The 18,876-nt window shown below is 73.2% G+C and carries 16 protein-coding genes; 4 read left to right on the top strand and 12 right to left on the bottom strand.

The features are described from left to right. The first annotated feature begins 96 nt into the window (after positions 1-96). From IE172_RS02585 to IE172_RS02575, 3 genes are all read left to right on the top strand, one after another. Positions 97-1,548: an acyl-CoA synthetase gene (locus IE172_RS02585; RefSeq protein ID WP_190095378.1), complete on the top strand. Its 1,452-nt coding sequence runs from the start codon at positions 97-99 to the stop codon at positions 1,546-1,548. Continuing rightward, positions 1,541-2,884 carry a carboxyl transferase domain-containing protein gene (locus IE172_RS02580; RefSeq protein WP_190095377.1) on the top strand — a complete coding sequence of 448 codons (1,344 nt, stop codon included), beginning with the start codon at positions 1,541-1,543 and terminating at the stop codon, positions 2,882-2,884. The genes IE172_RS02585 and IE172_RS02580 overlap by 8 nt, the downstream gene beginning before the upstream one ends. A gap of 176 nt (positions 2,885-3,060) precedes the next feature. Then, positions 3,061-4,098 carry a rod shape-determining protein gene (locus IE172_RS02575; RefSeq protein WP_190095376.1) on the top strand — a complete coding sequence of 346 codons (1,038 nt, stop codon included), beginning with the start codon at positions 3,061-3,063 and terminating at the stop codon, positions 4,096-4,098. Positions 4,099-4,119: 21 nt separating this feature from the next. On the opposite strand, the gene IE172_RS02570 is transcribed toward IE172_RS02575, so the two are convergent. After that, on the bottom strand, positions 4,120-5,073 hold the full coding sequence (locus tag IE172_RS02570) for a sensor histidine kinase (protein ID WP_190095375.1): 954 nt from the start codon (positions 5,071-5,073) through the stop codon (positions 4,120-4,122). Next, entirely contained in the window at positions 5,073-5,366 is a 294-nt protein-coding gene (locus tag IE172_RS02565) for an STAS domain-containing protein (RefSeq protein ID WP_431987145.1), read from the bottom strand. Before IE172_RS02565 ends, IE172_RS02570 begins: the two co-directional genes overlap by 1 nt. A gap of 261 nt (positions 5,367-5,627) precedes the next feature. Here IE172_RS02565 and IE172_RS02560 point away from each other — a divergent pair, with 261 nt between their 5' ends. Continuing rightward, a complete protein-coding gene (locus IE172_RS02560; RefSeq protein WP_190095373.1) occupies positions 5,628-6,308 on the top strand; it encodes an ANTAR domain-containing response regulator in 681 nt (226 codons plus the stop codon). A gap of 136 nt (positions 6,309-6,444) precedes the next feature. Here the strand turns inward: IE172_RS02560 and IE172_RS02555 are convergent, their stop codons facing one another. The 10 genes from IE172_RS02555 to IE172_RS02510 all read right to left on the bottom strand — a co-directional run bounded on the left by IE172_RS02555 (position 6,445) and on the right by IE172_RS02510 (position 18,699). Next, entirely contained in the window at positions 6,445-8,424 is a 1,980-nt protein-coding gene (locus tag IE172_RS02555; RefSeq protein WP_190095372.1) for an oxidoreductase, read from the bottom strand. A 49-nt stretch (positions 8,425-8,473) separates the two neighbouring features. Beyond that, positions 8,474-9,457 carry a substrate-binding domain-containing protein gene (locus tag IE172_RS02550; protein ID WP_229885753.1) on the bottom strand — a complete coding sequence of 328 codons (984 nt, stop codon included), beginning with the start codon at positions 9,455-9,457 and terminating at the stop codon, positions 8,474-8,476. Positions 9,458-9,461: 4 nt separating this feature from the next. Next, a complete protein-coding gene (locus IE172_RS02545; protein ID WP_190095371.1) occupies positions 9,462-10,679 on the bottom strand; it encodes an FAD-dependent monooxygenase in 1,218 nt (405 codons plus the stop codon). 29 nt (positions 10,680-10,708) lie between these two features. Continuing rightward, positions 10,709-11,770, bottom strand: coding sequence for a cupin domain-containing protein (locus IE172_RS02540; protein WP_190095370.1), 1,062 nt, complete (start codon positions 11,768-11,770; stop codon positions 10,709-10,711). A gap of 157 nt (positions 11,771-11,927) precedes the next feature. Continuing rightward, on the bottom strand, positions 11,928-12,686 hold the full coding sequence (locus IE172_RS02535; protein WP_268253460.1) for a GntR family transcriptional regulator: 759 nt from the start codon (positions 12,684-12,686) through the stop codon (positions 11,928-11,930). A 144-nt stretch (positions 12,687-12,830) separates the two neighbouring features. Further along, positions 12,831-14,021 carry an ABC transporter ATP-binding protein gene (locus tag IE172_RS02530; RefSeq protein WP_190095368.1) on the bottom strand — a complete coding sequence of 397 codons (1,191 nt, stop codon included), beginning with the start codon at positions 14,019-14,021 and terminating at the stop codon, positions 12,831-12,833. A 13-nt stretch (positions 14,022-14,034) separates the two neighbouring features. Next, positions 14,035-15,807, bottom strand: a complete 1,773-nt coding sequence (locus tag IE172_RS02525; protein ID WP_190095367.1) for an ABC transporter permease — start codon at positions 15,805-15,807, stop codon at positions 14,035-14,037. Positions 15,808-15,815: 8 nt separating this feature from the next. After that, positions 15,816-16,865, bottom strand: coding sequence for an ABC transporter substrate-binding protein (locus IE172_RS02520; RefSeq protein ID WP_190095366.1), 1,050 nt, complete (start codon positions 16,863-16,865; stop codon positions 15,816-15,818). A gap of 191 nt (positions 16,866-17,056) precedes the next feature. Continuing rightward, positions 17,057-17,881, bottom strand: a complete 825-nt coding sequence (locus tag IE172_RS02515) for a phytanoyl-CoA dioxygenase family protein (protein ID WP_190095365.1) — start codon at positions 17,879-17,881, stop codon at positions 17,057-17,059. Positions 17,882-17,937: 56 nt separating this feature from the next. Beyond that, positions 17,938-18,699, bottom strand: a complete 762-nt coding sequence (locus IE172_RS02510) for an SDR family NAD(P)-dependent oxidoreductase (RefSeq protein ID WP_190095364.1) — start codon at positions 18,697-18,699, stop codon at positions 17,938-17,940. Positions 18,700-18,876: the final 177 nt, after the last annotated feature.

Here is an 18,876-nt window from a genome sequence, read left to right as displayed (position 1 = left end):
GCCCGATCCGCCGCCGGCCCCGCGCGGGCGTAGGGCACCCTGGACCCACCGGGTACCGACCGTCTTCGCACGGCAGCGAGTCAAGGAGTACGACGCGTGTCCTCTCTCTTCCCCGCCCTGGCCGACCCCCGGGCCGCGCACCGGCCCGCCCTGCGTTTCGGCGAGCGCTCACTGACGTACGGAGAGCTCGCCGGGGCGGCCGGTGCGGTGGGCGGGGCCCTGGGAGGGGCACGCCGGGTCGCCGTGTGGGCCGTTCCGGCACCGGAGACCGCCGTCGCGGTCACCGGGGCGCTGCTCGCCGGGGCGGCCGTCGTCCCGCTCAACCCGAAGTCGGGTGAGCGGGAGCTCGGGCACATCCTCACCGACAGCGCCCCGGACCTGGTGCTCACCGCGCCCGGCACCCGGCTCCCCGCCCCGCTGGACGCGCTGCCCCGGGCCGACGTGGACGTCGCGGCCCGGGCGGCGCTGCCCGACGACGGCGCGCGGGACGCGGAGCACCCCGCCTTGATCGTCTACACCTCCGGCACCACCGGCCCGCCCAAGGGCGCCGTCCTCCCCCGCCGCGCGATCGCCGCGACCCTGGACGCCCTCGCCGACGCCTGGCAGTGGACCGGCGACGACGTCCTGGTGCACGCGCTGCCGCTGTTCCACGTGCACGGGCTCGTCCTCGGCACGCTCGGCCCGCTGCGCCGCGGCGGCTGCGTGCGCCACCTCGGCGGGTTCACCACCGACGGCGTGGCGCGCGAGCTGAACGGCGGGGCGACCATGCTGTTCGGCGTGCCGACGATGTACCACCGGGTGGCGGAGGCGCTGCCCGCCGAACCGGAGCTGGCGAAGGCGCTGGCCGGGGCGCGGCTGCTGGTGTCGGGGTCCGCCGCGCTGCCCGTGCACGACCACGAGCGGATCGAGGCGGCGACCGGGCGCCGGGTCGTCGAGCGGTACGGCATGACGGAGACGCTGATGAACACCAGTGTCCGCGCGGACGGCGAGGCCCGGCCCGGCACGGTGGGCGTGCCGCTGCCGGGTGTCGGGCTGCGGCTGGTGGAGGAGGACGGCTCGCCGGTGGCGTCGTACGACGGCGAGACGGTCGGCGAGATCCAGGTGCGCGGGCCGAACCTGTTCACCGAGTACCTGAACCGGCCGGACGCCACGGCCGCCGCGTTCACCGCCGACGGCTGGTTCCGCACCGGGGACATGGCGGTGCGCGAGAGGGACGGCCAGGTCCGCATCGTCGGCCGCAGGGCCACCGACCTGATCAAGAGCGGCGGTTACAAGATCGGCGCCGGTGAGATCGAGAACGCGCTGCTGGAGCATCCGGCGGTGCGGGAGGCCGCGGTCACCGGGGAGCCGGACGCCGACCTGGGCGAGCGGATCGTGGCGTGGGTGGTGCCCGCCGAGCCGCAGTCCCCGCCCACCCTCCAGGAGCTGGCCGACCATGTCGCCCGGCGCCTCGCCCCGCACAAGCGGCCCCGCGTCGTCCGTCACCTCGACGCCCTCCCCCGCAACGACATGGGCAAGATCATGAAGCGGGCGCTGACCCGTGACTGACCGCCTCTCCGCCCGCGAGGCCGTCGCCGCCGTCGCCGACGGATTCACCGAGCTCCCCCACCCCGTCCGGGAGTCCACCGCGGACGGTCCGCTCGGCTGGCCCGGCTACGACGCCGCCCGCGCCCGCGCCGCGATACGCACCGGTGAGCGGGAGTCGGTGGTCTGCGGCACGGCACGGATCGGGGGCACCGAGGCGGTCGTCGCCGCCTTCGAGTTCGGCTTCCTCGGCGGCTCCCTCGGCGAACGCACCGGCGACCGCCTGGAGGCGGCCCACCGGCACGCCCGGGCGCACCGGCTGCCCGTGGTGCCGCTGGTCGCCACCGGCGGCAGCCGGATGCAGGAGGGCATGCTCGCGCTCACCCAGCTCCAGCGGATCGCCCGGGAGTCGGCGCTCACCCGGGAGGCCGGGCTGCCGCAGATCGCGGTGGTGCGGGACCCGACGACCGGCGGCGGCTGGGCCACCCTGGGCGCGGGCGCCGACGTCGTCCTGGCGCTGCCCGGCGCCCAGGTCGGTTTCGCCGGCTCACGGGTCCGGCCGGCGGACGCCGACCCGGCGGCGTACACGGCCGAGGCGCAGGTGGCGGCGGGCGCCGCGGACGCGCTGGTCCGGCCGGAGGAGCTGCGGGAGACCCTGGGCCGCTGGCTGCGGCTGCTGACCCGCCCCTCCACCACCCCCGCCCCCGTGCCCCTCCCGCTGGGCGCGCCGGACCTCCCGGCCACCGGCTGGGACGCGGTCCTGCGCGCCCGCTCCCTGGGACGCCCCCGCGCCGGCGCCTACCTGGACGCCTACTTCACCTCCCGCGTCACCCTGGGCGGCGACCGCTGCGGCGGCACCGACCCGGACGGCATGCTGTGCGGCTTCGGCGAGCACGAGGGCCGCAGCATCGCCTACGCGGCCCAGACCGGGGCGGCGACCCGTCCCGCCGGGTACCGCACGGCCGCCCGGCTGGTCCGGCTCGCCGGCCGGCTCGGCATCCCGGTGCTGACCCTGGTGGACACGCCGGGCGCGGCCAACGACGCGGAGGCGGAACGGCAGGGCGCGGGACCGGCCATCGCCGACCTGTTCGGCGCCGTGGCCGCCGCCCGTACCCCGGTCACCACCCTGGTCGTCGGCGAGGGGGGCTCCGGCGGCGCACTGGCCCTCGCGGCCCCCGGCAACACCTGGGCCACCCCGGACAGCTACTTCTCGGTGATCGCCCCGGAACTCGCCGCGGCCATCCTCAAACGCCCCCCGCACGAGGCACCGGCCACGGCGGACCGCCTCCGCGTCCGCCCCCAGGACCTGGTGGAGCTGGGGGTGATCCGGGGGGTCGTGGGAGGGCCGCGCCGCGGGTGACCGCCACCGTGCCCACGGCTGCGGGCACGCCGGGCCCGGTTCCTCCCGCCCCGCCCCCCGTTCGGCGGCCCCCCACCCGGCCCCCCAGGAAAGGCGCGTGTCCCCGGCCGCCGCGCACGATGCCAGAGAGGTCCGCCGCCCGGCGGGCCGTCGGGCCGCACTCGGGAGGGTCTGCCGTGACCGCAAGTCTGGAGCAGCTGCGCCGCTGCCACTTCGCCGTCGACCTGGGGGCGGCCCGTACCAGGGTGTACGTCAAGGGGTCCGGGCTCGTCGTCGACCAGCCGTCGGTCGCCGCCGTGAACACCCGTACGGGTGCGCTGATCGCCGTGGGTGAGTTCGCGGAGAAGATGACGGGCCGTACGCCGGGCTACATCCGGGTGGTGCGTCCCGTGAGCGGGGGGACGGTCGTCGACATCGAGATGGCGCAGCGCATGCTGCGGCAGCTGATCGGGGACCGGACCCGTCGCGCGCTGCGCCGCAGGCCGCGGCTGCGGGCGGCGGCGTGCACCCCGCACGACGCCGATCCGCTCGCCCAGCGGGCCGCGATCGAGACGCTGGTCGGTCTCGGCGCCCGCCGGGTGGAGCTGGTGGACACGCTGATCGCCGCCGCCGTCGGCTGCGGACTGCCGGTGGAGCGGCCCGAGGCGACCATGATCATGGTGTGCGGTGCGGCGGCCACCCAGGTGGCGGTGCTGTCCCTGGGGGCGATCGTGCAGGCCCAGCGCGTTCCCGTCGGTGGTGAGGCGGTGGACAACGCGATCGTGCAGCACCTGCGCCACCAGCACGAGCTGATGCTGCCCAGCCAGTCCGTACGGCCGCTGCAGCTGGCCCTGTCCGGCAACGGGCTCACCCCGCAGGGCCCGGAGTCCACGGAGATCCACGGCCGGGACGTCGCCACCGGTCTGGCCCGTTCGGTGACGGTGGACACGGCCGCGGTGCGGCGGGCCATCCAGACACCGCTGACCGCCGTGCTCGACGGCATCGGCAAGGTGCTGCGGGAGTGCCCGCCCGACCTGGTCGCCGATCTCGCCGACCGCGGGATCATGATGGTCGGCGGGAGCGCCCTGCTGCCGGGTCTGGACCAGATGCTGCGTGAGGCGACGGGCATGCCGGTGCACATCGCGGAGCGGCCGGAGCTGTGTGCCGTGGAGGGGCTGGGCGCGATGCTGGAGGGCAGGATCGCGCCGATGGTGCTGGACCCGCTGGGCGCCTGAGCCCCGCGGGCGGGGCGTCCGTCAGCGGGAGAACCAGCAGCGGATGGTGGTGCCCTCGTCCCCGGTGTGCACCCGGACCAGGTCGGCGAGCAGGTTGACCATCAGCAGGCCGCGTCCGCCGCGCTGGTCGCGGGAGGCGGGCCGGCGGCCGGCGAGCGGGTCGGTGAACCGTCCCGCGTCGCGCACCTCGCACAGCACGCGGCCGTCCTCGCCCCAGACCCGGAGCACCCCCGAGCCGCCGCCGTGCAGCACGCTGTTGGTGGTCAGCTCGGCCGTGGCGAGGGCCAGGTCGTCCAGGACCGTGCCGGTGAGGCCGAGGCGGCGCCCCTCGTCGGTCGCGGCGTGCCGGGCCTCGGGGAGCGAATCGGCCACGAAGGGGAAGGTCATGGCGTCCGGGGCGAGCGGCAGCGGCTCGTTGTAGCGGGCGACGATGGCGTCGGGGGCGTACGCCTCGCTGTGCCGTGCGGGGCGGGAGCCGCCGGGGATGACGGTGGGGTGGGTGGCGTGGGCGTCCTCCAGGACGTGTCCGGGCAGCCGGGCGGCGTCGTAGGGGCACAGGATGGTCACCGTACGGCCCCGGAAGGCCGCGTTGATCAGCGCCTCGTGCTGGACGCAGGCCGGGTACTCGCTCGCGGAGCGGCCGGCCCAGACCGGCTCGCCGATGATCCGCACCCGCTGTCCGGCCGGCTGTGCGTCGGCGAAGGCGCGCAGCACGCCGGGGATGATCCGGCCGGGGTTGCGTCCGGCCTCCCGCATGTCCAGGAGCCGGACCCGCCGCGCGTCGGCGCCGAGCGCGTCGCGCAGGAGCCGCAGCCGGTCGCCGGGCACGGCGGCCGCCACGGGCTCCCCGGCGGCGAGCCCCTCGCGCACGAAGGGGACGGTGCCGTCCAGGTACTCCCGGTCGCTCCGGTAGAACAGGGCGGGGTGAACGAAGGGGTCGGGGGTGACGTCCGGGGTCGCGGTCGTGGTTCTCATCACGTCGTCACCTCGATCGTCGGCAGGCCGGGCCAGAACGTCTCCAGCACCCTGCGCAGTGCGGGCGGCGGGCGGCGCACCACGAGCCGCCGTCCCGCGCCGAGCCGCCCGGCGGCCGCCGCCAGCGCGCCCGCGCCCGCGACGTCGACGAACGTCACCTCGGACAGTTCCAGGTAGTACACGCCCTCACCTTCGCGTACCGCCTGCTCCAGTACGCGTTCCCAGATCATGTGTGTGGCCAGGCCGACCTCGCCGGCCGCGCGGATTCCCCGGCACCCCTCCAGGGGGCGCACCGTCAGGGACGGCCCCGGGCCTCCGGGTCCGTACGGCGTCCGATGCCGACTGCCCAACACGTGTCTCCCCACGCTTCCGGGACCACCCCTGCCCACGTCGGTTCCCGGCCGTTTCCCGGCACGGTGTGTAGTACGCAGCAAGGTGGGCAGGCGCACCCGAAGCGCAGCCGGGACCGTGCGCAGCCTACCGCTCCGGTGCCGGTGGCGCCCCGAGTGACCTCGAACGCCCCGACGATCCACGAGCACCGACACGGCAGTGACATGGCCTCCACGGCGTCACTCGCCCTACCGGGAAGGCAGGAAACCTTGGTCATCGGCGGTCGCATGGACGCGGACCGGGCGCTGCTCGCCCCGCGCGGCGAGCTGGTGCGCGGGTCCGCCCGGGCCCTGGCCGAAAAGCTGGCGCGGCTGCCCGTCGGCACGGCCCGTATCGATCTGGACATGAGCGGCGTGCACTTCATGGACACGGCCGGACTGGAGTTCCTGGAGGTGCTGCGCGACCACGGCCGGCGGTGGTCGGTGCCGGTCACGGCGACCCGCTGGAACGGTCAGCCGCGCCGCATCCTGGAGCTCGCCGGCCTCGACACCACCGACCCGCTGTCCTCCCCGGCCCTGGACGGCACGCCGTCGCCGGTCGTCTCGGCGGTGGCGCGGGAGCGGGAGGAGCGGCTGCACCTGCTCCAGGAGGAGATCGAGCAGCTCCGGCAGGCGATCGCCTCCCGCCCGGTCATCGACCAGGCGCGCGGCATCCTGATGGCGACGCACGGCTGCACCTCGGACGAGGCCTGGCACATCCTGCGGGAGGCGTCCCAGTTGTCGAACACCAAACTGCGCGACGTCGCGCGGTCCCTGACCGCCTGCGCGGAGGCGGAGGGCGCCGCCCCGCCCGAGGAGGTCCGCACGGCGCTGTCCCGGGCACTGGCCCGGCGCTCTACACGGTGAGCCCGCCCCGGGCCGGCGCGAAGCCCCTGCGGTGCCGGGCCCCGGTGAGGTGCCTGCGCGCGGGCACGGGGCGCGGGGCCACGCGGAGGGCGCGCCGTGCGGCGCGCCCCGGCCGCGCCGGCCGCCTCCCCCTGCCTCAGAGGCGGGACCCGATCCGGGCGCCGTCGAGCGTGGCGTGCACCAGCCGCCGGGGCGCCAGGCAGTCGCCGATGCGGTAGAACTCGCCGTCCGTCTCGGGGAACGGGACGGGCTCGGCGCCGGTGGCGAACACCACCGAGTCGAAGGCGCCGATCTCGGAGGTCTCCCCGGAGAAGACGTTGCGCACCTGCGGCCGTACGCCTGCCTTCACCAGCTCCGTGAGGGCCTCGATCCGTACGTGCTTCTCCAGCAGCCGCTTCGTCAGCAGGTGCAGGATGGACGGCTCGGCCGCCTGACCGGGCAGGATGCACTCCGACAGCAGCACGACCTTCTTGCCGTGACCGGCCAGCAGGTCGGCGGCGGCCAGCGGCGCCAGGTGGTCGTTGAGCCCTCCGACGACCAGCACGTTCTCGCCGAGCTCCGCCAGGTCCGTGTCGAGGATGTCCAGGGCGGTGCGGGTGCGGATCTCCTCCAGGCCGGGGACGTCCGGCACGGCCGGGAGCGCGCCGGTGGCGACGACCACCGCGTCCGGCGCCATCTCGGCGACGGCCTCGGGGGTCACCTCGAACCCGAGCCGCACCTCCACCCCGGCCTCCGCCACCTCCCGGGTGAGGTCGTCGATGAGCGAGGCCATCTCGGCGCGGTGCGGGTCACGGGCGAGCAGGGTGATCTTGCCGCCCAGGGTGTGCTCCTTCTCCGCCAGCACCACCGAGTGGCCCCGGCTCGCCGCGGTGCGGGCGCACATCAGGCCGGCGGGGCCGCCGCCGACCACCAGGACCCGCTTGCGCCGGACGGGGGCGGGCACGTCCAGTTCGCGCTCCCGGCCGGCCCACGGGTTCACCGGGCAGGCGGAGACCCGGTCGGGGTAGTGGCACTCGTTGATGCCGATGCACTTGTGGATGCGGTCCGCCCGGCCGGCCGCGGTCTTCTTCACGAACTCCGGGTCGGCGATCAGGGCGCGGGTGGTGCCCACCAGGTCCGCGACGCCGCTGCGCAGCACGTCCTCCATCAGCGCGGGGTCGTTCATCCGGCCCGTGAGGATCACCGGCACCGACACCGCCTCCCGGACGGCGGCCGCGGCGTCCGCGTTGAAGCCGGGCTCGTAGTGGCTGGAGGCGACGTAGGGGAGCACCACGCCGTCGTGCAGGGCGCCGATCGTCCCGGCGGTGATGTTGACGTACGCCAGGGAGGACTCCACGGTCCTGACCACGGCCGTGATGTCGTCCGTGGTCAGCCCGCCGGGGTGGGCCTGGAGGCCGCTGATGCGCATCCCGATGGGGAAGTCCGGTCCGCACTCCTCGCGGATCGCCTCCAGCACCTCGGTCAGGAAGCGCATCCGGTTGTCCAGGGAGCCTCCGTAGCGGTCCGTGCGGCGGTTGGTGGACGGCGAGAGGAACTGCTCCACGAGGTACCCGTGGGTGGCGTGCACCTCGACGCCGTCCAGTCCGCCCCGCCGGATGCGCGAGGCGGACCGGGCGAACAGCCGCACCACCCGCTCCACCTCGCCGGTGGTCATCTCGCGCGGCTGGGCGCGGACGTGCGGGTCCGGGACGCCGCTGGGCGAGACCATCGCCTGGAAGGTCTCGGGCAGCCGGATGGAGCCGCGGTTGGCCACCTGTCCGAAGACCAGCGCCCCGTGCCGGTGCGCGATGTCGGCGCGCGCCCGCAGCGGCGGCAGCAGGAGGGAGTCGAAGAACTCCCGGCCCTCCTCGGTCTCGGGGTCGGCGGTGCCGTCGAGGTCCCGGGCGGAGATCCCGTCGAGCTGCCCGGGCGTGACGTAGGCCAGGGTCGAGATGGTCTCGTTCAGGACGGGTATGCCGACCATGCCGACCCCGCCCGCGACCCGGGTCTCCAGGTAGTGCAGGTAACGCTCCTCGCTCATCTTCGGGTTGTGGGTGGTGAGCATGATCCGGTTGCGGACCGTCCTGCCTGCGATGGCGAAGGGGCTCAGAAGCGTTGCGAAGTCACCGCTGCTCATCAGCGTCTCCCAAGGGGGTAGGTCATAGGCGGCGCTCGTGCGCCGGCCGCTAGACGACGAAGCTCTCGTGGGTCTCCGGGGCGAACAGTTCCTCGGGGGCCAGGCGCCGTCCGGTGAGCCCCTGCTCGTGCAGGTGGCGCAGGAAGGCGGTCAGGCAGGCGTGGTTGGGCGCCAGGCCGTAGGGCCAGATGTCCTCGCCCATGACGTCCCGCGCGGACCGCGCCGCCAGGTGGCCCCACGGCAGCATCCCGGCCAGCGCGACGGTCTCGCCCAGCGCCCGGTCGGCGTGCTCCTTGGCCTCCTGGAAGGCGTCGGTCAGTGCCCTGGCGAGCCAGCGGTTGCGCTCGTAGACGTCCCGCCGGAGCACCACGGTGTGCATGATCGGGAAGATGCCGGTGCGTGCGAAGTACTCCCGCTCGGCGGCGGCAGGGTCGGCCCACAGCCTGCGCACCCGGCGGGTGCCGTCGGCGAAGTGGCGGGGGACCCGGGCGGTGTAGAGGGCGTCGAGTTCGCCGGCCTCCAGCATGTCGGAGAGGTTCTGGCCCTGCGCGATCGGCCTGATGTCCACGCCGGGGACGTGGATGGCCAGCTTCTCGGTCCGGCCCGGTTCCAGCAGTCCCCCGGTGCGGTAGGAGACCGAGTCCACGGGGAGCCCGTAGTGCTCGGCGAAGATGCCCCGCATCCACACCGCGGCGGTCATCTGGTACTCGGGGATGCCGACGGTCCGGCCCTTGAGCTGCTCGGGGTGGGTGAGGTCGCTGTCGGCGTGGACGTAGACCGCGTGGTGCCGGAAGGTGCGCGAGGGGAACACCGGGATCGCCACGAACGGCCGGTCCCGCTCCAGCGTCAGCGTGTACGAGGACAGCGACATCTCCGAGGCGGAGAACTCGGCGTGCCGCGCCATCCGGAAGAAGATCTCCTCGGCGCCCAGCGGCAGCCAGGTGAGGTCCACTCCGGGGACGCGCACCCGGCCGTCGGCGAGGGCCGCCGTGCGGTCGTAGGGCCCGCAGGCCACGGTCAGGTCGACGGTCACGTCCTCATCCCTCCGCGTAGACGTCGAGCCGGGCCGGCGGCTGCGGGGCGGGCGCCCCGTCGGTGCCGTACAGCCAGTCGGCGAGGGTGTAGTCGTCCGGCCGCAGGGAGCCGAACGCGAAGTCGCGCAGGACCGCGCCGACGCCGCCCAGGTGGACCATCTCCCCGAAGAAGCGGGTGTTGCGCTGTACCGCGGCGGCCCTGGGGAAGCGGATCTCCTCGTACTCCTTGAGTGCCGTGACCGGATCGTCCGGGCTGCCGGCGAGGGCGGCGGCGAGCGCGACGGCGTCCTCCATGGCCTGGCCGGCGCCCTGGGCGAGGTACTGGCGCATGGGGTGGGCGGCGTCGCCCAGCAGCGCGACGCGTCCCTGGGCCCAGCCGGGCAGGGGCCGTCTGTCGAACTGCTCCCACCGCTTGCCGAGGTCCAGGTGGTGCAGTGCCTCCCGCACCGGGTCGCAGGTGTCGGCGAACTTCTCGAACAGTTCCTCCGGGGTGGCCCAGGTGTCGCTGCCCGGGGCGCCGCGGTCGCTGCGGAACGAGGCCACCCGGTTGAGCAGTTCGCCGCCGTGGATCGGGTACTGCATCAGGTGCAGCCCGTCGCCCGCGTACAGGGTGACGGCGTCCTCCACCCCCTCGGGGCGGGGCCCGGGGCCGCGGTAGATGGCGTACCGGGAGACGGCGGGCTCGCTGTCGTCCAGCACCTGGCGGCGGACGGCGGACCGCAGTCCGTCGGCGCCGATGACGACGTCGGCCGAGTGGACCGACCCGTCGGCGCAGGTGACGGTGGCGCCGTGGGCGTCCTGTTCGACGCCGACGACCTCCTTGCCGGTGAGGGCCGTCACCAGGCCGGTGGCGAGGCTGCCCTCGAGCAGCGTGTCGAGCAGGTCGGCGCGGTGCATCACCGTGTACGGCGCCCCGAACCGTTCGGCGAGCGCCTGGCCGAACCGTGCCTGGTAGATCTCCCGACCGGTGTAGGCGTCCAGGATCACGAACCGTTCGGGGAGCACGGCGGTGCGCAGCACGCTGTCCAGCACGCCGAGTTCGCGGAGCAGCCGGCCCGCGTTGGGGCCGAGCTGCAGCCCGGCGCCGATCTCCTTGATCTCCGGCGCGCGTTCCAGGACGTGCACCGGCATTCCGCGCCGGGCACACGCCAGGGCCGTGGTGAAGCCACCGATTCCGCCGCCGATCACGAGGACCTGCGGTCTGCTGTCCGGGCGGGCCATGGGGGCCTCCCTCCTTCGCGTCGTCATGGTCAGGCGGCCTGTTCGCGGTACAGGCCGAAGGGTTCGAGCATCGGCCGGTCGCTCATGGCGAACAGGGTGACGTCCGGCCCCGCGTCCGCCGCGACGTGCTCGTACCAGGTCCAGGAGGGGACGACGAAGAAGTCGTTGCGCTCCCAGTCGTAGCGCCGGCCGCCGATCACGCTGTGGCCCGAGCCGCGGGTGACGCAGTACACCGTGCTGGAGGTGTGCCGGCGGCGGCGGGTGCGGCGCCCGGCGGGCAGCAGCTGGGCGGAACAGCCCAGGGTGGGCATGACCGGGCCGCCGGTCTGCGGGTCGGTGTACTCGACCGTGACGCCGTGCTCCGGGTCGCCCTCCGACTCCCGCAGCCGCTCCAGGCTCTCCAGGGTGGCGGCGTAGGAGTACTTCATCAGGGGCGAGTGCGCCCGGCCGGTCCGCGGCCCGGCCGGCACGATGCCCGCGCCGTACCGCGCCACGCTGTCGTCCTCGGCGACCCGCGGGGGCTGCATCCGCTTGTCCTCGAAGTCCTCGTAGAACTGGGCGTTGAGGCCGCGGACGAAGGGCACGTCGAGGCCGTCGAGCCAGATCATGGGCTCGTCGCCCGCGTTGCGGTGGTCGTGCCAGTTCCATCCGGGGGTGAGGACCAGGTCGCCGGGCTCCATCAGGACCGGCTCGCCCTCGACGGTGGTGTGCCCGCGGCCGGCCAGCATCAGCCGGACCGCGGCGGGGGTGTGCCGGTGCGCGGTGGCCTCCTCGCCGGGCAGGACCAGCTGGTAGCCGGCGACCATGGTGTGCGTCGTGCCCCACCGGCGGGCGGGGTTGACGCCGTTGAGCGCGCGGCGCTCCGCCTCACTGCCCAGGTCGATGCTGCGGCCCGCCTCCTCCATGAGGGGGATCAGTTCCCGCCAGCGCCACACGTGCGCGACCTCGGCCGGTTCGGGCTCCGGGGCGTCCGTGCCCGGGACCCGCCACAGCGGCACCACGTGCGCCCCGGCCAGCCTTTCGTAGAAGTCCGCGCGGGCGTCGGTCCCGGAATCCGTCACGGAACCGGTCCGATTCTCCACCGTCGTCATTTTCTCTCCGTTCCTCCGCTTCGAACATCCGGCGCCGAATCCTCGGGAAAAGCGCCGACATCACCGGAAAAAGGCAGTGTTCGTCCGGCGCACCCTTCCCCGGAATTCGGAAGCGGTGCGCTCCCTTTCATTTCTGCGTTATTCGGCCCGCACGGTCTCAGCTTTCCTCGGGGGCCATCACGACGCCTCCGTCACTTCTGATGTCCAGGCGGGAGAGCCATTCGTACAGGTCGCCGCGGTACCAGCTGTGCAGCACGTCGATGGGGCCGTCCGCGGAGCGCAGGATCCGCTGGGCGAACAGCACCGGGGCGCCCAGCTCCGTCTCCAGCCGTTCGGCCACCTCGGTGTCCGCCAGCTGCGCCGAGACCCGCTGCTCGGCGCCCTCCATGGCCACCCCGTCGCTGTGCAGCACCGCCAGCAGCCCCTCGGTGCGCAGCCGGGGCTCCCGTGCGTAGTGCTCGATCTCCGGGGCGAGATAGTGCGTCGAGTAGACGAACACCGTGCCGCCGGCGGTGCGCCGGTTCCAGACGACGTTGCCGGTCTCCCGCCCGGTGCCGAGGGCCGCCCGGACCGAGGCGGGGAACCGGACCCCGATCTCCACCCCCACGTCGTGCAGCGGCATGCGCGGCGTGCCGGAGATGAGGTCGAGCAGGGACCCCCGGAAGACACTTCCGATCTTCTCTTCCGCGTCCCCGTACACGAACGTGCCTTTCCCCTGCCGGCGATATACCAGCCCGCGGGCGATGAGCTCGTCCACGGCCTTGCGGATGGTCGCCTTGCTCACCGAGAACTCGGCGACGAGCCGGTCCTCGGTGGGCAGGGCCTCTCCCGCCGGGTAGTCACCCAGCCGGATCCGCTGGTAGATCACCCCGAATACTCGCTGATACAGAGGAGCGGGGGGTGGCGTGTGCTGCATCATTCCCCTAGGAGGTCACGGAAAATTCCAACCCTGCATATTAACAGCCGGATAATCCGGCACCGGGTGGACGGAATTTCCCCGGCGGGCGTCGGGGAAGGGGAGGCCGCTTCCGTCCGGTACGCCGGCGGCCCGGCGCCCCGGCTACCGTGCCAGCACCCTGACGTCGGACGGCGCGACCGAGAGCCGCACGGAGCCGCCCGTCTCCAGGGGCACGTCCCCCGTCGCCCAGTGCATGACCTCCTGGCCCTGGTCCCCCAGGGTGATCCGGCTGTCGGTGAAGGAGCCGTAGAACTCCGAGGTCCGCACCGTGCCCGGCCAGTCGTTCCCGCCGCCGGCGGGGCCGTTCAGGACCGTGCGGTCGGGCCGCCAGACCGCCGCGATCTCCTGCCCGGCGCGCAGGCCGTCCTGCCCGCCGGCGGCCTCGATCTCGCCCAGGGCGGTGGCGACCGTGACGCTGCCGTCGTCCCGGACGGCCGTGACCGTGCCCTCCACCTCGTTGAGCTTGCCGATGAACCGCGCCACCCGGAGGTTGGCCGGCTTGAGGTAGACCTCGCGCGGGGTGGCGACGTGGGCCACGACCCCGTGGTCGATGACGGCGATACGGTCGGCCATCCCGATCGCCTCCTCCTGGTCGTGGGTGACGTAGACCGCGGTGAAGCCCAGGCGCTTCTGCATCTCCCGGATCTCGGCGCGCAACTGGTCGCGCACCCGGGCGTCGACGTTGGACAGCGGTTCGTCGAACAGGACGATGCCGGAGTCCTTGACCAGGGCCCGGGCCAGCGCGACGCGCTGCTGCTGCCCGCCGCTGATCTGCGCGGGGTGCTGTTCCGCGAGGTGGGCGATGCCCATCATCTCCAGCACGCCCATGACCCGTTCCCGGATCTGTTCCCGGGTCAGGCCCTTGTGGTGGCCGGTGGTCAGCGGGTAGGCGACGTTCTTGAAGATGGTCATGTGCGGCCACAGGGCGTACGACTGGAAGATCATGCTGACGTCGCGCTGCTCGGGCGGGACGAAGACACCGTCCTCGGCGGAGGAGAGGATCTTCCCGCGGCTCTCGATGCTTCCGGCGTCGGGCTTCTCCAGACCGGCGATGCACCGCAGGAAGGTGCTCTTCCCGCAGCCGCTGGCGCCGAGCAGCACCAGCACCTCACCCTCGTGGATGTCCAGGGTGGTGTCGTCGACGGCGGGCACGGACTGCCCGTCGCTGCGGCGGTACATCTTGCGCACGCCCCTGATCCTGAGCGCCGGCTCCGAAGCGGCCGGTGCCGGAGGGTGCGCGGTGGCCTCGCGGGCCGTGACGTCTCCCGCGTCCAGGGATACGACGTTCGCCATGGCGGCTCTCCTTCTAGGACTGTTGACGGTTTCTGCGTGCCTGCCACATCGAGGTGGCGCTCAGGACCACCGCCACCATCAGCATGGAGACGAGGGACACGAACAGGGCGAGGGCCGCCAGTTCGGCGTATCCGCCCCCTCCTTCGAACAGGGCCAGGAGCTGGAAGCCGATCACCGGTGTCCCGGTGCTCGCCAGGAGGGCCGAGGCCTCGACGTCCGCCATGATCCGGACGAAGATCAGCGTCCAGCCCGCGGCCAGCCCCGGCAGCATCAGGGGGAGGTAGACGGAGCGGAAGGTGCGTCCCTGGGAGGCGCCGGAGAGCGCGGACGCCTGCCCCAGCTCCGTACCGACCTGGCCGACCGCGGCTTCCGAGGTGATGGACGCCTCCGGCATCGCGACCACCAGGAAGCCCGCCAGCAGGATGAGGGCGGTGCCGCCGAGGAAGAACGGTTCTCCGGCGAAGGCCAGCACCATGCCCACGGCGACGACGACCGGCGGGATGGCGGCCGGCACCTTGGAGACGGCCGCGGCGGCCTTCGCGACGGCGCCCGGGGAGTGGACCGACAGCCAGGCGATGCCGCCGCCGATCATCACCGCGACCGTCGCGGTGATCAGGGAGAACAGGAGGCTGTTGACGATCGCCTGCTGGTTGGCGGGGTCGGTGAGGATCGACCAGAAGGAGCTCAGGCCGAAGTTCTCCCAGGAGGGGGTGCCCCAGTAGCCGTTGAGCGTGACCAGGGTCAGCGCGCCCACGGGCAGGACCACGGCGCAGAACAGGTAGAGCAGCATCGCCGCCCGTGCCACCCCGCGCAGCCGGCCCAGCGGGATGCGCTCGGTGCCCGCTCCCTTGCCGCCCATGACCGCCGTACGGCCGCCGCGCAGCGACCGCTGCTGCAGCAGCCAGATCACGCCCAGCACGACCAGTTCCAGGCTGCTGAGCCCGATGGCCGCGCCGGTCTGGGGCGGGTAGGAGGAGGTGAGCAGGTGGACGATCTCCACCGACAGCATCCGGATGCCCGCCGGCTCGGCGAGCACCACCGGCACCGAGAAGACCGCGAAACCGAACCACACGGCCAGGAAGGCCGCGCTGAGCAGGCTGGGGCGCAGCGCCGGAAGCGTCACCCGCAGCAGGGTCGTGACCACACCGGCCCCGCACATCCGGGACTGCTCCTCCAGCCGGGAGTCCAGGTTGCGCAGTCCCGCCGACACCACCAGGTAGACGAACGGGACCAGGGTGAGGGTGTAGACGCCGATGACGGTGTACCAGGAGTTGGCGCTGAACGGGCCGGAGGTCAGGTTCGCCCCGAACACCCCGTTGGCCACGGAGCGGATGACCTTGTTGACGTACCCGGCGTCCGAGGACAGCAGCAGCAGCCAGCCCACCGCCGTCGCGATCCCGGGCATCAGGAAGTTGACGACGGGGAGCACATCGGTGAGGACGCCCATCCGGGCGTCGGTCCGCTCGTTGAGCCAGGCGAAGACCGAACCGATGACCAGGGCCAGGACGACGGCGCTGCCGACCACGACGAACGTGTCGAGCAGGGTCTCCCCCAGGCCGGGCAGCGCCAGGGTCTCGGAGACGGCCGAGAAGGTCAGCGTGCCGTCCACCCACACCAGGCCGAGCACGATGCGTACCAGGGGGTAGCCGATCAGCAGCGCCACCCCGGCCGCCACCAGCAGCACGACGAGGCGGAACGCGGTGGGGGAGGCGCCGCGGCGCGGGGGGCGTGGCGGGCCGGCGGGCGCGGGGGCGCGCTCGGTGTCGATGACGGAGTTCTCGCTCATGCCGTCGCTCACCTGCCGCCGTTGAGGATCTTGGCGACCTCTTCGACCTTGGCGGGCCGGTAGTACTCCAGGTTGGGGTGCAGGAGCGCGAAGTCGGTCTCCACCTGGGGCGTGGCGATGGCGCTGTTGGCGCCGTGCAGGGCCTGGCCGGCCTTCTCGGACAGGACGTATCCGGCGAACAGCTTCTGGGCGTTGGGGTGTCCGGGTTCGGGGTTGAGCGTGTAGGCGAAGGCGGGGCCGGTGGCGCCGGGCTCCGGGAAGACGATGTCGACCGGCGCGCCCTTGGCCTTGGCGTTGTCGATGGCGGCCTTGCTGGCGACGCTCTGGATGGCGTACTGACCGGCCGCCAGGGACTCGGTCAGGCTGACCATGCCGCCGGGGTCGGGGAAGATCTTCTGCTTGCTCAGGCTCTCCAGGAAGCCGTCGACGTGGTCGTCGACGGTGCCGTAGTAGGTGGCGTAGCCGGAGCCGTCCTTGTGCGGGCCGTTCATCCTGCCCTTCCACTTGGGGTCGCCCAGGTCGGCCCAGGTCTTCGGGCGGTCCTCGGGCTTCACCAGGTCGGTGTTGATGCCGATGCCGAGGGCGTCGACGATGTACGGCGTGCCGGTGATGCCCTCGCTGTCGAGGAGCCACTTCTCCGGGTGGTCGGCGGGCAGCAGTCCGGCGTCCTCGAAGGATGTGACGAGCCCTTCCTTCAGGGCCGTCTGGATGAACGGGACGTCGGCGTGCAGGATGACGTCGGCGGTCTCGGCCGCCGACTTCTTCTCGGTCGCGTACCGCGCCGACAGGTCGGGGCTGGTCGCTCTGAGGACCTTGACGGAGATCCCCCGGTGCTCCTTCTCGAACCCCTTGGCCAGTGCTTCGCACGAGGCGGGGGTCAGGGAGCAGTAGAAGACGACCTTGCCCTCCTTCTGGGCCGCGGCCGCCAGGGCCTCGCCGGTGGCGGCCACTTCGCCGGCCTTCACCCCCGGTCCGCCCTTTCCACAGGCGGACAGCACGGCCAGGGAGGCGAGGACGGCCACGGTGAGCACACCGGTCCGGTGCGGGCGGTACTTCATGCTCTATACCTCTCGTCGCGCGAGGCTGTTTCACAGCCGGTGTCGGTCTTTCGGTGCCGTGCCGTGATCGGGCGTGCTCGTCGCACGGGACGAGGCCGGCACCCTCGCTCTGGGGGGCAGTGGGGCAGTGGGGGCAGTGGGGGGCGATCGCGGCGGGGCCGCGCCCGGCGGCGCGGGCCCCGCCCGGCGGGTCACTTGCGGTAGCGGTCTCCGTGCCGGCTGACCAGCTGCTCGTCGAGGTAGGCGACGGACTCGGGGGCCATGTCGGCGGTGGGCACCGGCTCGGGGAGGAAGGTCCCGTACGGGTCGCTGCCGCGCACCAGGGTGGCGGTGTCGGTGTTGCCCTCCTCCTCGCGCTCGAAGGGCTTCATGTAGCGGACGGCGATGCCGATGCGCCGCTCGTCGCTGTGGCTCGGCCCCGAGCCGTGGAAGATGAACTGGTGGTGCAGCGAGAACTGGCCGGGCCGGAGCTGGATCAGGGTGGCGTCGTCCTCGTCCACGTCGACGGCGATCTCCTGCCCCTGGGAGAGCATGTTGGAGTCGTCGCTGTTGAACGTGTGCTCGGCCTCCTTGGTGTGGGTGCCGGCGACCACCTTCAGACAGCCGTTCTCCACCATGCTGGGCGCCAGTGCGATCCAGGCGGTGATGATCTCCCCGCCCTTGGGAATGCTGGAGAACGGGGCGTCCTGGTGCCAGGCCACGTACCCGGGGTGGTGCGGGTTCTTGATGAAGAAGGAGGACCCCCAGCAGTAGAGGTCGGGGCCGAGGATGCTCTCGACCGCGTCCAGCACGGGCTCGAGGCGGATCAGCTCGTTGACCCAGGGGAGCACCAGATGGGCCTTCGAGCGCAGGATGGCCGAGCCGCGTTCCCCGTACTCGGCCTCGAACGCCTCCAGCTTCGCCCGGTAGGCCGCGGCCTGATCGGCCGTCATGGCGTCCAGCGGGAACAGGAAGCCGTCGCGGCGGTAGCCGTCGACCTGGCCGGGTGACAGGGTCCCGGTCGTCGCTGTGGTCATGGAACACACACCTCTCTCTGGTTGGGTTCCGGCTGTGCCGGGGGGGATCCGCCCGGTCAGCGGGCGGTGAAGCCGCCGTCGATCGGCAAGGTCACGCCGGTGATGTACGAGGCGGCGTCCGAGGCGAGGAACGCGATGCCGTTCGCGACCTCCTCGGGTGCGGCGAACCTTCTGCCGAGGAGCCGGTCCCGCATGCGTTCCTGCGGTTCCGTGACGCCCCGGTCGGCGATCCGCCTGGTCATCGTCAGTCCGGGGCAGACCGCGTTGACGCGCAGGCCCCGGTCCGCGTACTCGGCGGCCAGCTGCCGGGTGAAGCCCAGCAGTCCGGACTTGGTGGTGGCGTAGCCCAGCGCCGCCGCGTTGGCGGCGAGGGCGTGCGTCGAGGAGACGTTGACGACCGACCCGCCGCGCGGCGCCGCGAGCAGCGCCGGCAGCAGGGCCCGGGTGAGCAGGTAGGCGCTGGTGAGGTTGCGGGCCAGGTCCCGGTCCCACTGCTCCGGGTCCAGGTCCAGGATCGAACGCCTGCTGTTCGCCCCGACGTTGTTGACCAGCGCCTTGACGACGACCCCGGACTCCTCCACCGCCCGGGAGACCCGCTCCACGTCGGACCGCTCGGTGAGGTCGGCCTCGACGACGGTGCAGCCGGCACCCGAGCCGGCCAGGCGTCCGGCCAGTTCCGTCAGACCGTCGGCGTCCAGGTCGACGGCCAGGACGTGCGCGCCGAGTCCGCCGAGCACTTCGGCGGTCGCGGCGCCGATCCCGGCGGCGGCTCCCGTGACGACGACTCCCAGGCCGTCGAATCCGGATTTTTCCAGCATGTGGTCACCCCCTTGGAAGGGAAGGAAGGACGAGGTCGGGTGGGTGCGGTCGACACGGCTCGCGCCGCGGCTCGCGTCGACCCGCAGAGAAATTCAGTCATCCGCTTCTCCGGATGAATGGCTGCAACGTACATGGCCCCCCACGGTCCCGCCAGGGGTGTGCAGCAACCATTTTTC

This window comes from Streptomyces griseoflavus (assembly GCF_014649995.1).
GTDB lineage: Bacteria > Actinomycetota > Actinomycetes > Streptomycetales > Streptomycetaceae > Streptomyces > Streptomyces griseoflavus.
This window is presented reverse-complemented; position numbering and strand designations above follow the sequence as displayed.